General features: G+C 69.8%; 13 protein-coding genes. 2 read left to right on the top strand and 11 right to left on the bottom strand.

Annotation, left to right across the window (positions count from 1 at the left end; translation table 11 throughout):
- Window positions 1-23: 23 nt before the first annotated feature.
- From zipA to ccmA, 11 genes are all read right to left on the bottom strand, one after another.
- Window positions 24-1,601, bottom strand: coding sequence for a cell division protein ZipA (gene zipA / locus M8009_RS04900; protein WP_250059641.1), 1,578 nt, complete (start codon window positions 1,599-1,601; stop codon window positions 24-26).
- A 225-nt stretch (window positions 1,602-1,826) separates the two neighbouring features.
- Window positions 1,827-5,321: a chromosome segregation protein SMC gene (gene smc / locus M8009_RS04895; protein ID WP_250059640.1), complete on the bottom strand. Its 3,495-nt coding sequence runs from the start codon at window positions 5,319-5,321 to the stop codon at window positions 1,827-1,829.
- 4 nt (window positions 5,322-5,325) lie between these two features.
- Entirely contained in the window at window positions 5,326-6,570 is a 1,245-nt protein-coding gene (gene ccmI / locus M8009_RS04890; protein ID WP_250059639.1) for a c-type cytochrome biogenesis protein CcmI, read from the bottom strand.
- Window positions 6,567-7,034 (bottom strand): cytochrome c-type biogenesis protein, encoded by a 468-nt coding sequence (locus M8009_RS04885; protein WP_250059638.1) that lies wholly within the window; start codon window positions 7,032-7,034, stop codon window positions 6,567-6,569. The genes ccmI and M8009_RS04885 overlap by 4 nt, the downstream gene beginning before the upstream one ends.
- Window positions 7,025-7,552, bottom strand: a complete 528-nt coding sequence (locus tag M8009_RS04880) for a DsbE family thiol:disulfide interchange protein (protein ID WP_250059637.1) — start codon at window positions 7,550-7,552, stop codon at window positions 7,025-7,027. Before M8009_RS04880 ends, M8009_RS04885 begins: the two co-directional genes overlap by 10 nt.
- The gene (locus M8009_RS04875; protein WP_250060050.1) at window positions 7,549-9,537 is read right to left on the bottom strand and encodes a heme lyase CcmF/NrfE family subunit; all 1,989 of its coding nucleotides are present in this window, start codon (window positions 9,535-9,537) and stop codon (window positions 7,549-7,551) included. Before M8009_RS04875 ends, M8009_RS04880 begins: the two co-directional genes overlap by 4 nt.
- 23 nt (window positions 9,538-9,560) lie before the next feature.
- The gene (gene ccmE / locus M8009_RS04870) at window positions 9,561-10,076 is read right to left on the bottom strand and encodes a cytochrome c maturation protein CcmE (protein WP_250059636.1); all 516 of its coding nucleotides are present in this window, start codon (window positions 10,074-10,076) and stop codon (window positions 9,561-9,563) included.
- Window positions 10,066-10,302: a heme exporter protein CcmD gene (ccmD, locus tag M8009_RS04865; protein ID WP_250059635.1), complete on the bottom strand. Its 237-nt coding sequence runs from the start codon at window positions 10,300-10,302 to the stop codon at window positions 10,066-10,068. Before ccmD ends, ccmE begins: the two co-directional genes overlap by 11 nt.
- The gene (locus M8009_RS04860) at window positions 10,302-11,042 is read right to left on the bottom strand and encodes a heme ABC transporter permease (RefSeq protein WP_250059634.1); all 741 of its coding nucleotides are present in this window, start codon (window positions 11,040-11,042) and stop codon (window positions 10,302-10,304) included. The genes ccmD and M8009_RS04860 overlap by 1 nt, the downstream gene beginning before the upstream one ends.
- A gap of 14 nt (window positions 11,043-11,056) precedes the next feature.
- Entirely contained in the window at window positions 11,057-11,800 is a 744-nt protein-coding gene (ccmB, locus tag M8009_RS04855) for a heme exporter protein CcmB (RefSeq protein WP_430886888.1), read from the bottom strand.
- Window positions 11,787-12,431: a cytochrome c biogenesis heme-transporting ATPase CcmA gene (ccmA, locus tag M8009_RS04850; RefSeq protein WP_250059633.1), complete on the bottom strand. Its 645-nt coding sequence runs from the start codon at window positions 12,429-12,431 to the stop codon at window positions 11,787-11,789. The genes ccmB and ccmA overlap by 14 nt, the downstream gene beginning before the upstream one ends.
- A gap of 205 nt (window positions 12,432-12,636) precedes the next feature.
- Between ccmA and lexA the strand changes: the two genes are divergently transcribed.
- Together lexA and M8009_RS04840 are read left to right on the top strand one after the other, a co-directional pair.
- Window positions 12,637-13,107: a transcriptional repressor LexA gene (lexA, locus tag M8009_RS04845; protein WP_250059632.1), complete on the top strand. Its 471-nt coding sequence runs from the start codon at window positions 12,637-12,639 to the stop codon at window positions 13,105-13,107.
- A complete protein-coding gene (locus tag M8009_RS04840) occupies window positions 13,107-13,724 on the top strand; it encodes an IMPACT family protein (RefSeq protein ID WP_250059631.1) in 618 nt (205 codons plus the stop codon). Before lexA ends, M8009_RS04840 begins: the two co-directional genes overlap by 1 nt.
- Window positions 13,725-13,750: the final 26 nt, after the last annotated feature.

Genomic DNA, 13,750 nt, shown 5'->3' with positions numbered 1-13,750 from the left:
GGCTTACAGCTTGGAGCTTGCCGCTAATTCACCTGATAGCGGTTGAGGCGATTGCGTCGCTCGAACTCCTGGACCCGCTGGCGGGCGAACTCCACGGTCTGGGCAGTCATCACGCTCTGATTCTCGTCCTTCAGCTCGCCGCCGAGGTGACGGACGATGACCATGGCGGTCTCGACCATCGCCTCGAAGGCGGCCGCGGTGTCGCTGGCCCCCGGGAGCGGCATGAGCAGGGTGATGCCCTGGGTCCGGAAGTCGTCCATGGCCTCGATGGGAAAGGTCCCCGGCTTGACCACGTTGACCATGGAGAACTGCAGGCGGCTCTCGGGGTCCTCGGTCTCGAAGCGATGGAAGATGCCCATGTCGCGGCCGTAGCGCAGCCCGCAGGCCAGCATCAGGTCGAGCAGTGCCGTACCGGAGAAACCCTCCTCGTCCCGGGCGATCACGCTGATGACGATGATCTCGTCGGCCTGGCTCAAGGTCTCGCGGGCATGCTCGGCGTTGACGTCGTGGCGCAGGGCCCTTTCCAGCACCGGGTGGGTGCGCACGACGTCGTCGCGCGGGGCCACGTCATCCATCGCGGCCTCGACCGGGGCCTCCTCATACGCCTGTTGCTGGTGATGGGAGGGGGTGAAGAGCGGGTCATCATCATCGGCAGAAGCGACCGCCTCGGCCTCCAGACGACGCCGTTCGGCCTCCCGGACGGCCTGCTCGTCCTCGGCCTGCTGGCGATGCGCCGCCTCCCGAGCGGCCTTCTCGGCACGCTCCTGCTCACGGCGAACCTTCTCGCTGCGCTTGTGCTCACGCCGCTCGGCGAGACTCTTCTGCAGGGAGGCCCCGAAGCGCTGCATGGAGGAGCCGACCCGCTTCGAGCCGCTCTTGAAGGAGTCGCCCATGCCCTCGAGGTCCACCAGGCGGTAGTGCTCCTCGTCGGCGTAGGTGTCGTGATCCTCGGGATCGGCCGCCAGGGGGGGTGTGTCGTGCGACGCCGTGGTCTCCGTGGCCGTCTCATCCAGGCCATCCAGGCTCGAGAGTCCCGGCTCGCGGCGCTCGTCGGCATCAAGGTGCGCCCGGGCCGAATCCATCATCGGGTCCCGGTCGTCGGCCATGTGGCCATCGGCGTGCCCGGACGCGGCTTCTGACTCAGCACGATGCATCCTGAACTCCGGGTCACGGCTCACCGGCCGGACGGTCTCCCGTGCCTCGGCGGTGGGGCGGGCGACGTTCGGCCCACGCTCGGCGTGAGCACTAGCCGGCCGGGGGCCCGATGCCTCGGGGCCCTCGGCATGGCGCCGAAACTCCGCCAGCACCCTCGAGGGGCCGGGGTGCTCCTGGCGCTGCAGCTTGGGCTTGGGTTGTACCCCCCGGTCGTCCGCCGGCCTGACGACCCGCGCCCCTCCGTTGGGCAGCTCCCAGTTGATTTCGGCCGCGCGGGCCGCGGCTTCAGGGTCCTCGTCGCTCCCCGCGGGGCCACGCTCATCCTGGTCCGAGACCTGGTCGAGACGTGGAACACGACGCTGACGCTGCAGGCGACGCACGCCATCGATGACGATGAGCGTCACCAGCGCCAGCCCTAGTATGATCAGCCACTCTCTTAGTTCCATGGGTCGTCATGCCTTTTGCTAAGGCGCCATGCCTGATGGTTGTCCGTCAACAGCATAGCGCGATTGCCAAAAAAAGGGCCACTTTTTTATTTGTCAAGCTCGGCATTTTCCTGCCGCAACCCGACCGGGCCCTTCGCAATCGCCCTTCAGGTTCCCCGTGCTTCCGTGCAATGCAGTATTCATTGTCTTCCTTGTTAACCCGTTTGCCGTTCACGTTCAAGCCCGTCAGGCCTCTGCCAGGGCCGCGGCCTCCTCGACGCCGACCGACACCAGGCGTGACACCCCGGGCTCCTGCATGGTCACCCCCATCAAGCGTTCCGACGCCTCCATGGCGATCTTGTTGTGGGTGATGTAGATGAACTGGACGGTGTCGGACATCTCCTTCACCAGCTTCGCGTAGCGTCCCACATTGGCATCATCCAGCGGGGCATCCACCTCGTCGAGCATACAGAAGGGCGCCGGATTGAGCTGGAAGATGGCAAATACCATCGACAGGGCGGTGAGCGCCTTTTCCCCACCGGAGAGCAGGTGAATGGTGCTGTTCTTCTTGCCGGGGGGACGCGCCATGATGGCTACCCCGGTTTCCAGCAAATCCTCGCCGGTCAGGGTCAACCACGCGGTTCCCCCGCCGAATACTCGCGGGAAAAGTGCCTGCAGGCCGGCATTGACTCGCTCGAAGGTATCGCGGAATCGCGTCCGGGTTTCCTGGTCGATGCGCCGGATGGCCCGATCCAGGGTCTCCAGCGCCTCGGAGAGCTCGGCATGCTGGGCCTCCAGGTAGTCGCGGCGTTCGGCCTGCTGGTCATACTCCTCGATGGCCGCCAGGTTGATGGCCCCCAGCCGGCGGACCCGCTCGCCGACCTCCTCCAGCCGGGCCTGCCAGGCGGACTCGGTGGCGTTGGGGTCAAGGGAATCGGACAGGCTCGCCGCGTCGTGGTTCAGCTCGGCGAGCTGCTCGTCCTGGGCCTCGGCCTTGAGGGAGAGGGCCTGGACCTGCATGCGCGACTCCTGGAGGCGCTCGCGAATGCCCTCGAGGCTGCGCTCGTGGCCCTGCCGGGCCTGCTCATCCTCGCGCAGCCGCTCGACCAGTTCGGCGGCGCGGGCACGGGTCTCGTTGAGCACCCGCTCCTCGCGCTCGCGACGCTCCAGCAGTTCGTCGAGACGCTCGTGACGCTCCTCGTCGGGTTCGTGGAGCCCTTCGCGCGCCTCCTCGAGCTCGGCACACCGCAACGCGAGGCGCTCCCGCGACTCGCCGGCGCGCCCCAACTGCTCGGCCAGCCCATTGCGTTCGGTGGCGGTCCGCTCCTGCTCCAGGGCCAGGCGCTGGGCCTGCTCGGCCAGGGGCCGCTGGCGTGCCCGCAGCGCGGCCAGTGCCTCGCGGGCCTCGCGCCTTTCCCGCTCGAGTCGCTCGCGGGTCTCGGCGCCCTCCTCCAGCCGCGCCATCGCCGCCTGCCACTGCTCGCGTGACTCCTCGAGGGCCAGCAGGGCCTCCTCGCGGGATTCGGCCAGGCCCTCGAGCTCCTCGGCGAGTTCGGCGGCGCGCCCCTCCAGGTGCTCGAGCCGACTGGCCAGGCCGCTCTCCTGCACGGCCAGCTGCTGACGCTGCTGTTCGAGCTCGCGCTCCTCGAGTCGCGCCTGCTCCAGGTCTGCCTCGGCCTGCTCGACCCGCGCCGCGGCCTCCTCCAGGTGGCGGTCCTGGTCGGCGAGGCGAGCTTCCACCTCGGCCAGCGTCTCGCTCACCTCCGCCTCGCGGCGGCGGCTGACCAGCAGGGCGTCCGGGCCATTGCCAGCGCCACGATGGCGCACCCAGCCGGTGCCCAGCCAGAGGCCATCGGGGGTGATCAGGCTCTCGCCGGCCCCCAGCTCCTCGCGGGCCGCCCAGGCCGCCTCGCGGTCCGCGACGCAGCGGATCCCGGCCAGCCACTGGCCGGCGGCCCCGGCGCCGCGCACCCGGGCCGCCAGGCTGTCGGCCGGGGCAGGCGAGGCCTCGGCCTCAAGCAGGCCGAGTTCGGCGTCCGGCGGCGAGGCCAGGGCCTCGCGGGCGCCGGGCAGCGACACCAGACGCGCGCGCAGCCAGGGCGCCAGCACCCAGGAGACCGCCTCCTCCCAGCCGGGCTCGACCTCGAGGGCCTCGCCGAGGCGAGGCTGCTGCGCCAGGCCATGCGCGGCCAGGTGCGCATCGAGCGCCTCGTCGTGGTCGGCCAGGGCCGCCTGGATCAGCGCCTCCAGCGAGGCCAGCTCGCCCTGCAGGGTGCTGCGCCGCTGGCGGTCGGCCTCGCGGGCCGCTTCGGCCACCCGCACCTGTTCCCGGGCGCCGTCGCGGCTGGCCTGGTGCTCGCCGCGGCGCGCCTCGAGCGCGGCCAGGCGTGCCTCGAGCTCGGCATGGCGTTCGGCCAGTTCGCGACGCTGCTCGCCCAGCCCGGCGATGTCGGGCAGCTCCTCGTGCTGCTGGCGACGGCGGCGCTCGTCGGCGGCCAGTCGCTCGAGGCGACTCTCCAGGTCGCGCAGCCGGTCCTGGGCGCGTTCGGCCTCGCGGCTCTGTTCCTGCCAGCGCTCGCCGAAGCTCTCCCAGGCGGCGTCGGCCTCCTCGGCCCGGGGCTCGGCCTCCTCCAGGGCGGCCTCCAGCTCGGCGAGCTGCTCGGCCACCTCCTCCTGTTCCGGCCCCAGGGTCTCGAGGCGCTCGTCCAGGCGGGCCAGGCGTTCACTGTCGTCGTCGCCGAGGCGGGCGAGCTCGGCGAGCTCGCTCCGGGCGGCCTCGAGGTCGCGGGCCAGCTGCTGGTCCCGGGCGCGGGTGTGCTCCAGGTCCTGCTCCAGACGGGCGATGGCGGTGGTGGTCTCGAAGAAGCGCGACTGCCGGCCGTCGAGCTCGGTAGCCAGGCGGTCATGCTCGGCGCGGGCTTCTTCCAGGCGGCTCTCGGCCTGGCGCATGCCCAGCACCTCGCGTTCCACGGCGGTCTCGAGCTCGCGGACGCGAGTCTCCTCCTCGGTCTGGCTGGCGCGCAGGGCGCGGCCGCGCAGCAGCGCCAGCTCGCCCTTCAGGCGATGCTCCTCCTGCTTGAGGGTCTGGTAGCGACGCGCCGCCTCGGCCTGGCGCTTGAGGCGCTCGAGCTGCTTGTCGAGCTCCTCGCGGATGTCCTCCAGGCGCTCCAGGTTCTCCTGGGTGCGCCGCATGCGGTTCTCGGTCTCGCGGCGCCGCTCCTTGTACTTGGAGATGCCGGCGGCCTCCTCGAGGGTCGAGCGCAGCTCCTCGGGGCGTGCCTCGATCAGCCGTGAGATCATGCCCTGGCCGATGATGGCATAGGAGCGCGGGCCCAGGCCGGTGCCCAGGAACAGGTCCGCGATGTCGCGGCGACGGCACTTCTGGCCGTTGAAGAAGTAGCTGGACTGGGCGTCGCGAGTGACCTGGCGCTTGACGGCGATCTCGGCGTACTGGGCATAGACGCCGCCCATGGCGCCGTCACGGTTGTCGAAGAGCAGTTCGATGGAGGCCAGCCCCACCGGCTTGCGGCCGGTGGAGCCGTTGAAGATGACGTCGGTCATCGACTCGCCGCGCAGGGTCTTGGCCGACGACTCGCCCATGACCCAGCGCACCGCGTCGATGATGTTGGACTTGCCGCAGCCGTTGGGGCCCACGATGGCGGTCATGTTGCCGTCGAAGGGCACGGTGACCGGGTCGACGAAGGACTTGAACCCCACCAGGCGGATCGACTTCAGGCGCATCGGCTTACTCGACGACCCGGTCGATCACCACCTCGACGGGCTCACCCTCGGTATCGCCCACCGTCGCCCCCTCGAGGGTACCAAGCAGGTCGCCGGGCTGGGGCGTGGCCTGGCCGCTCTCGGAGACGCGGACCATCAGCCGTGCCTCGTCGACCTGGGAGAGCCGTGCCTGGGGAGACATGGAGCGCGAGTCGTCGAGCACCACGGTCAGCGGCAGCTCGTCCAGCCGGGCCCGGGCCACGGCCAGCGGCGGCAACTCCCCCTCGAGGTCGCGGGCCACCACGAAGACGGTGGCGCCGTCGTCGAGCCGGCCGGCAAGCTCCTCCGCCAGGCGAACCCGGACGGCGATGCCGGGCCCCTCGGCGACGGCCTGTTCGGCCTCGTCCGGGGCGATCCCCAGGCGCTGCTGGGCGACGCGGATGCCCTGGCGCAGGGCGTCGGCAGTGTCGGGGTCGTCCATGCCGGCGATGGCCCGGCGCCAACGGTCGATGGCGGTCTCGAAGTCGCCGTTCTCGAAGGCATCGATGCCGAGCATGCCGAGCACCGTGGGCTGAGCGGGGTCGATCGCCAGCACCTCGTCGACCAGCGTCTGGACCTCGTCGGTCATCTCGCGACCGGCGGCGAAATAGCGGATCTGGGCCAGCTCGGCCAGCAGCCAGGGCTGGCGTCCCTCGAGCTCGATCAGCCGCTCCAGGGCGCGGGTGGCCTCGGCGATGCGCCCACTGTCACGGTAGAGCGGGAACAGCGCCCGCCAGACGTTGGGGTTGTCGGGCTGGCGGGCGGCCTGCCCCTCGAGCCGCTCGACCAGCATCGGCAGCGAGGCCTCGGGGTCGTTCATCACCTGCTGCTGGACCGTGTAGAGGGTGAGGTCGCCCTCCGCCCCCTCCTGGAGGTACCAGGCGAGACTGGCCAGCACCACGGCCACCATCACGACCGGCACTGCCAGCTTGCCGGACGCGGCCGGCTTCAGCGGCGCGCGCTCCAGGTGCTCGGTATCCTCGAGCAGGCTGCGCTCGAGCTCGAGGCGATCCTCCTCGAAGCGTTCCGCGTCGATGTCGCCCCGCTCGCGGGCCGCCTCCAGCGAGGCCAGTCGGCGGCGGTAGATGGCGAGGTTCTGGTCGGTCGTGCGGTCGTTGGCTTCATAGTCGCGCTGGGCGGCGCTCACGGCGGCGGCACGCCGCAGGGGGGCCACCAGCAGCCACAGGGCCGGCAGCAGCAGGACGGCAAGGGCGATCCATAGCAGGGTCATTCGGTCCTCTCGCGTTTGATCAGGGCATCCAGGCGCGCACGCTCCTCGGCGCTCAGGTCGCGGGCCGAGGTGCGCCGACGGACGCGAACCATGAACACCACCACCACGGCGCCCAGCAGCACCAGGCCCGCGGGGAGCCCCCACAGCAGCAGGGTGCGCCCCTCGAGGCGCGGATTGTAGAGCACATAGTCACCGAAGCGGTTGACCATGAAGTCGAGGATCTCCTTGTCGGAGCGGCCATCCTGGAGCTGGAGATAGACCCGTTCGCGCATGTCGCCGGCGATGGGCGAATCGGAGTCACCGATGGCCTGGTTCTCGCACTTGGGGCAGCGCAGGGTCGCGGTGAGGTCTCGGTAGCGCTGCTCGGTGACCGGGTCATCGAACTCGCGCACCTCCACCGCCGCCTGGCCCAGGGCGGGCAGCCATAACAGGAGACACAGCAGCAGTCGGGTGATCAACGCCATCTTTCCACCTCCGGCAGTATCGTCTCGCGCACGTCCTCCGGCCGGATATAGCCGGTATGGTGATAGCGGATGATGCCCTCGCGGTCGACCAGGAAGGTCTCCGGGGCACCGTAGACACCCAGGTCGAAGCCCAGGCTGCCCTCCGGGTCGAAGATGTTGACCTCGAAGGGGTTGCCGAACTCGGCGAGGAACTCGCGCCCCTTCTCGCGAGTGTCCTTGTAGTCGACCCCCACCAGACGCACGCCACGCTCGGCGAGGTCGAGCAGCTGCGGCATCTCCTGCTTGCAGGTCGGGCACCACTCGCCCCAGACGTTGACCAGGGTGACCTCGCCCTCGAGCAGCGAGGCGTCCACCACCCGCTCGGGATCCTCGAGGGTGGTGAGCTCGAAGGCCGGGAACTCGCGGGCCATCAGCGCCGAATCGCGATCGAAGGGGTTGATCGACAGCCCCATGTAGAGGAAGGCACCGAGCACCAGGAAGCCGACCAGCGGCAGCAGCAGCAGCAGGCGACGCTTCATGTGGTGGCCTCCCGGGGCGGGGCCATGGCACGCTCCGGGTCGCGGGCCGTCACGGTGCGCCGGTAGCGCCGGTCCGCCACGGCCAGCACGCCGCCGGCGGCCATCAGCAGCGCCCCGAGCCACAGCCAGCGCACGAAGGGCTTGTACTGGATGCGCATCGCCCAGCTGCCGTCCTCCAGGTCCTCGCCCATGGCCACGTAGAGGTCACGGAACAGCCCCGGGCGCAGCGCGACCTGGGTCATCGGCATGCCGCGGGCGATGTAGAGGCGCTTCTCGGGGGTCATGGTGAAGCTGCGCCGGCTGTCACCGCGGCGCACCTCGATCTCGGCGGCGTCCGCCAGGTAGTTCGGCCCGCGACGGTTGGCGAGCTCGGTCATGGTGAAGGTGTAGCCGGCCACCGCGACGCTGTCGCCCACGCCCATGCGCACGTTGCGCTCGATGGCGTAGTTGGAGACCACGGTGACGCCGATGATGGTCACCGCGATACCCAGGTGGCCGAGGATCATCCCCCAGTAGGCCAGGGAGAGGCGCCTGAGGCCGGCCAAACGGCCGGCGGAGTGGCGGGACTTGGCCCAGAGGTCGCGGGCCATGGGCAGCACGATCCACAGGGCGACCGCCACCCCCAGGCTCACCTTGAGGTTCCACTCGCCGCGATAGAGCAGCGGCGCGACCGCGCCGATCACCAGGGCCGCCAGGCCGGCGAGCCAGCTGCGCCGGAAGAGGTCGCGGGCCGGGGTATGCTTCCAGCGTGCCAGGGGGCCCAGCCCCATGAACAGGCAGAGCACCACCGTCAGCGGCACGAAGAGCGCATTGAAGTAGGGCGGGCCCACGCTGATCTTGCCCAGGTTCAGGGCGTCAAGCAGCAGCGGGTAGACCGTGCCGAGCAGCACCGTGACGGTCATGATCACCAGCAGGATGTTGTTGATCAACAGCAGGGCGTCACGGGAGAGCCAGCTGAAGCCCACCTGGTGGCTGACGCGCGGGGCGCGCAGCGCGAACAGCAGCAGCGAGAGCCCCACGGTGATGCCCAGCAGCACCAGGATGAAGAGCCCGCGGGAGGGGTCGTTGGCGAAGGCATGCACCGAGGTGAGTACCCCCGAGCGCACCAGGAAGGTGCCCATCAGCGACAGCGAGAAGGTCATGATCGCCAGCAGCACCGTCCAGCTCTTGAAGGACCCCCGCTTCTCGGTCACCGCCAGGGAGTGGATCAGCGCCGTGCCGGCCAGCCAGGGCAGCAGCGAGGCGTTCTCGACCGGGTCCCAGAACCACCAGCCGCCCCAGCCCAGCTCGTAGTAGGCCCACCAGCTGCCCAGGGCGATGCCCACGGTGAGAAAGGCCCAGGCGATGTTGGTCCAGGGACGCGCCCAGCGGGTCCAGGCCGCATCCAGGCGCCCCCCCAGCAGGGCGGCGATGGCGAAGGCAAAGACCACCGAGAAGCCCACGTAGCCCATGTAGAGCATCGGCGGGTGGACGATCAGGCCGAAGTCCTGCAGCAGCGGATTGAGGTCGGCCCCATCCTGGGGGACGTTGGGCAGCAGCCGTTCGAAGGGGTTGGAGGTGATCAGCACGAAGGCCAGGAAGCCGACGCTGACCAGCCCCATCACGCCCATCACCCGGGCCAGCATGTCGCGGGGAAGCTCCCGCGAGAAGCGGCTCACCGCGAAGCTCCAGGCGGCCAGGATCAGGCTCCACAGCAGCACCGAGCCCTCGTGGTTGCCCCACACGGCGCTGGCCTTGTAGTACCAGGGCAGCATCGAGTTGGAGTTGTTGGCCACGTTGGCCACGCTAAAGTCGTCGAGCAGGTAGCTGGCGGTCAGGCAGGCGTAGGCAATGGCCAGGAAGAGGAACTGGCCGGTGGCCATGGGACGCGCGTAGGCCATCCACAGCGGGCGACGCGTGGCCGCCCCGGCGAGCGGCATCACCCCCTGGACCAGCGCCATCAGCAGGGCAATGATCAGGGCGTAGTGGCCGATTTCAGGGATCATCAGGGTCTGCATTGGCACTCCGTTCAATTGGTCCGGCCGTCGCCGCCGTCGTCCGCCTGGGCTTCCATCCGCTTGCCCACCTCGGCGGCCTTGGCCTGGTAGTCCTCCGGCGCGTAGCCGGCCTCCTCCAGTGCCTGGGCCACCTCGGGGGGCATGTAGTTCTCGTCGTGACGCGCCAGCACCTGATCGGCCCGTAGCCAGCCCTCCTGCTGGAGCTCGCCAACCACCACCACGCCCTGCCCCTCGCGGAACAGGTCGGGCAGGATGCCGCTGTAACGCACCTCGAGGTCGTCGACATAGTCGGTAACGGTGAAGCTCACCTCGAGGCTCTCCTTGTCGCGATCCACCGTGCCCTCCTTGACCATGCCGCCGGCCCGGATCTGCCGCTCCAGGGGGGCATCCCCGGCGGCGATCTGCACCGGACTGAAGAAGAGGTTGATGTTGCTGCGCAGGGCGTAGAGGGTCAGGCCCACGGCGATGGCCGTCAGGGAGACCAGCCCCAGGATCACGAACAGCTTCTGCTTGCGTTTAGCTCTCACGGGCATGGCCCTCTTGATGTGAAACCGGTGTCGCGGCGGTGCCCGATGCGCCATGGTGCTGCGCGCGGCGCGCCCGGCGCCGCAGGTCGCGCAGCAGCGCTCGCCGCTCGGCGCGGGCATGCAGCACCACCCCTGCCAGCAGCAGCCCGGTGACGCCCCAGGCCGCCCAGACGTAGACGCCATGGCCGCCCATGGCCAGGAAGGCCGACAGGGAATCGAATGCCATCAGCTAACCTCCCCGGCCAGCTCGCGCACCCAGCGCTTGCTCGCTTCGCGGCGCAGGATCTCGCTGCGGGTGCGCATCAGGGTCAGTGCGATGAAGAAGCAGTAGAAGCCCAGCACCATGATCAGCAGCGGCGCCCACATCTCCAGCGGCATGGCCGGACGCGAGGTGACGCTGAAGGTGGCCGGCTGGTGCAGGGTGTACCACCAGTCCACCGAGTACTTGATGATGGGAATGTTGATCACGCCGACCATGGCCAGCACCGAGGCGGCCCGGGAGGCGCTGTCGCGGCTGGCGAAGGCGCCACGCAGGGCGATGACGCCGAAATAGAGGAACAGCAGGATGAGCATCGAGGTGAGGCGCGCGTCCCACATCCACCAGGTGCCCCAGGTCGGCACGCCCCACACCGCGCCGGAGAACAGTGCCACGAAGGTCATGGCGGCGCCCAGCGGAGCCATCATCGCCGCCGCCATGTCGGCGATCTTGATCTTCCAGACCATGAAGATGACACCGGCCACCGCCATGCTGACGAAGATCGACTGGGCCAGGAAGGCCGCCGGCACGTGCACGTAGATGATGCGGAAGCTGTTGCCCTGCTGGTAGTCCGCCGGGGCGAAGGCCAGCCCCCAGGCGCTGCCGACCAGGATCAGCACTGCCGCCGCCCCCCAGAACCAGGGCTGCAGGCGCGCGCTGATGGCGTAGAACCACTTGGGGGAGCCGAGCTTGTGTATGAAGGCCCACATGCCGATTGTCGTCCTCAACCGTTGATACTGATGCGCAGCGACGCCGCGATCGCCCAGGGGGCGAGGCTCAGCGCCGCTGCCAGGAGCGCACCCAGGATGGCCAGGTGCGCGGAGACGCCATCGCCGAGGATGGCCGCCTGCACGGCCCCGGCGCCGAAGATCAGCACCGGTATGTAGAGGGGCAGCACCAGCAGCGAGAGCAGCACGCCGCCCCGCGCGAGCCCCACGGTCAGCGCCGCTCCGATGGCCCCGATCAGGCTCAGGCTGGCGCTACCCAGCGCCAGCGACAGCGCCAGCACCGCATAGCTGCCCGCCGGCAGCGACAGCATGATGCCCAGCAGCGGTGCCATCAGCGCCAGCGGCAGACCGGTGAGCAGCCAGTGCACCGCCACCTTGGCCAGCGCCAGCGCCGGCAGCGGCTGGGGTGAGAGCAGCAACTGCTCCAGGGAGCCGTCGTCATAGTCGCTGCGAAACAGGCTGTCCAGGGAGAGCAGCGCCGCGAGCAGCGCCGCCACCCACAGCAGGCCCGGGGCGATGGTCGCCAGCAGTTCCGGGTCCGGCGAGATGCCGATCGGGAACAGGGTGATCACCAGGGCGAAGAACACCAGCGGATTGAGCACCTCGCTGCGCCGGCGCATCATCAGCACCAGGTCACGCTTCAGCGTCGCTCGGATTGCGACCCCGGCACCGCCCTCGGGTTCCCGGAACAGCGGCATGTCAGCCGGCTCCTGCCCCAGGCGTGACTCAGAGTGCGGCATCGTCCCCCCCCTGCCCCAGCCGGATGCGGCGCAACACCGGAGAGTCGGCCAGCTCGTGGTGGGTGGTGACCAGCACGCAGCCGCCGCGCCGGGCATGGGCCGCCAGGCGACCCTCGAGGGCCGCCACGCCGTCGCGGTCGATGGCGGTGAAGGGCTCGTCAAGCACCCACAGCGGACGCGGGATCAGCTCCAGCCGGGCCAGGGCCACCCGGCGCTGCTGGCCGGCAGAGAGCTGGCCAGCGGGCAGGTCCTCGAAGCCGGCGAGCCCCACGGACGCCAGGGCGGCGAAGCGCGCGGCCTCGTCATCGGGCTCGCCCGCCAGGGCCTGGTACCAGGCCAGGTTCTCCAGCGGCGTCAGTGCCGCCTTGACCCCCGGCGCATGACCCAGGTAGAGCAGGTTGGCCAGGAAGTCCTGGCGCGTGCGCCGCATGGGATGGTTGTTCCAGTAGAGCTCGCCCTGGAAGTCGGCCAGCTGCCCGGAAAGGATCTTCAGCAGGGTGGTCTTGCCGCTGCCGTTGGGGCCTTCCACTCGCACGATCTCGCCGGCGTGGATGTCCAGGTCAAGGTCCCGGAACAGCCAGCGATCGTCCCGCTCACAGGCCAGCTTTCGGGCTTGCAGACGCAGGCTCAAGGCACTCTCCCGGCATGGGTAATTTCGCCCGGAACTCTACACGGAAAGGGCCCTGGCTACCAGTCGCGGCGGCTGCGTCAGCCGGTCGCACTTGCCCTGGATCAAGGCTTGCGTGGACAGCCATCCCTTGCCAGATTCCGGCCCGCTGCTATGCTCGTGAAACACTGTATGTATCGACAGTTTTCGACGACAGGGGAGACATCGCATGCCCAACGTCACAGCGCAGTACCTGGAACGCCGCCCCAACCTCCCACTGGCCCGCACCTGGGCGGCCATCGAGCCCGACGACCTGACCGAGATCCCGCTGCTCGGCCGCGTCTCGGCGGGCATGCCCATCGAGGCCTGCCCCGAGGCCGGCAGCATCCAGGTGCCCACCCAGATGGTGCGCCGCAACACCTATGCCCTGCGGGTACGCGGCGACTCCATGGTCGATTGCAACATCTTCGACGGGGATGTGATCATCATCGAGCGTCGCGAGAGCGCCGAGAACGGCGAGACCGCCGTGGTGATGATCAACGACCAGGAGGTCACCCTGAAGAAGCTCTACATCGAGAAGTCGGGCGTTCGCCTGCAGCCCGCCAACGAGCGCATGGCCCCCATCTACCTGCGCAACGACGACATCCAGGTGATCGGCCTGGTGATGGGCGTGGTGCGCCAGGCAGAGCTGGCCGCCTGATGCGCTATGCCGTTCCCGATGTCCCTGCGGGACGCTGGCAGGAGAGCGAACTGGAGGTGGAGAGGAGCCGCTTCATCACCTGGCTATGCCATGCGCCGAATACCGCCGCCTTCGAAGCGCTGCTGGCCGAGGCGCGCCGCACCCACCCCAACGCCAGCCACCACTGCAGTGCCTTCATCGCCGGCCCGCCCGGCGAGCAGACCGCCAACGGCTTCTCCGACGATGGAGAACCCGGCGGCACCGCCGGGCGCCCCATGTTCCAGGTGCTGGAGGGCGCGAGCCTGGGCCAGATCGGCTGCGTGGTGACCCGCTACTTCGGCGGCACCAAGCTCGGCACCGGCGGCCTGGCACGCGCCTACTCCCGCGCCGTCGCCGAGGGCCTGGAGGCCCTGCCGCGCCGCACGGTGGTCGAACGCACCCCGCTGCGCCTGCGGGTCGACTTCGCCGGCGAGGCCGAGGCCCGCGCCTGGCTGGCCGAGCAGGAGGTGCCGGTCGAGCAGGCCGACTACGCTGCCGATGGGGTAGTGCTCAGGGTGGGCTGGCCCAGCGACGCCCCCACCGACCTGTCCGCCCTCGAGACACGCCTGCGCGGACGGCTGGCACTGCTGGACGATTGAGCCACCATCACGACGAACGGCGCCCG

The sequence above is a fragment of the Halomonas gemina genome (genome assembly GCF_023554995.1).
Taxonomy (GTDB): domain Bacteria; phylum Pseudomonadota; class Gammaproteobacteria; order Pseudomonadales; family Halomonadaceae; genus Halomonas; species Halomonas gemina.
This window is presented reverse-complemented; position numbering and strand designations above follow the sequence as displayed.

Bases quoted from the DNA above. Each gene is read 5' to 3' on its own strand.
- ccmB (WP_430886888.1), bottom strand. From the start codon at position 11,800: ATGCCGCACTCTGAGTCACGCCTGGGGCAGGAGCCGGCTGACATGCCG.
- zipA (WP_250059641.1), bottom strand. From the start codon at position 1,601: ATGGAACTAAGAGAGTGGCTGATCATACTAGGGCTGGCGCTGGTGACG.
- M8009_RS04880 (WP_250059637.1), bottom strand. From the start codon at position 7,552: ATGAAGCGTCGCCTGCTGCTGCTGCTGCCGCTGGTCGGCTTCCTGGTG.
- M8009_RS04885 (WP_250059638.1), bottom strand. From the start codon at position 7,034: ATGGCGTTGATCACCCGACTGCTGCTGTGTCTCCTGTTATGGCTGCCC.
- ccmI (WP_250059639.1), bottom strand. From the start codon at position 6,570: ATGACCCTGCTATGGATCGCCCTTGCCGTCCTGCTGCTGCCGGCCCTG.
- smc (WP_250059640.1), bottom strand. From the start codon at position 5,321: ATGCGCCTGAAGTCGATCCGCCTGGTGGGGTTCAAGTCCTTCGTCGAC.
- M8009_RS04840 (WP_250059631.1), top strand. From the start codon at position 13,107: ATGCGCTATGCCGTTCCCGATGTCCCTGCGGGACGCTGGCAGGAGAGC.
- M8009_RS04860 (WP_250059634.1), bottom strand. From the start codon at position 11,042: ATGTGGGCCTTCATACACAAGCTCGGCTCCCCCAAGTGGTTCTACGCC.
- lexA (WP_250059632.1), top strand. From the start codon at position 12,637: ATGCCCAACGTCACAGCGCAGTACCTGGAACGCCGCCCCAACCTCCCA.
- M8009_RS04875 (WP_250060050.1), bottom strand. From the start codon at position 9,537: ATGATCCCTGAAATCGGCCACTACGCCCTGATCATTGCCCTGCTGATG.
- ccmD (WP_250059635.1), bottom strand. From the start codon at position 10,302: ATGGCATTCGATTCCCTGTCGGCCTTCCTGGCCATGGGCGGCCATGGC.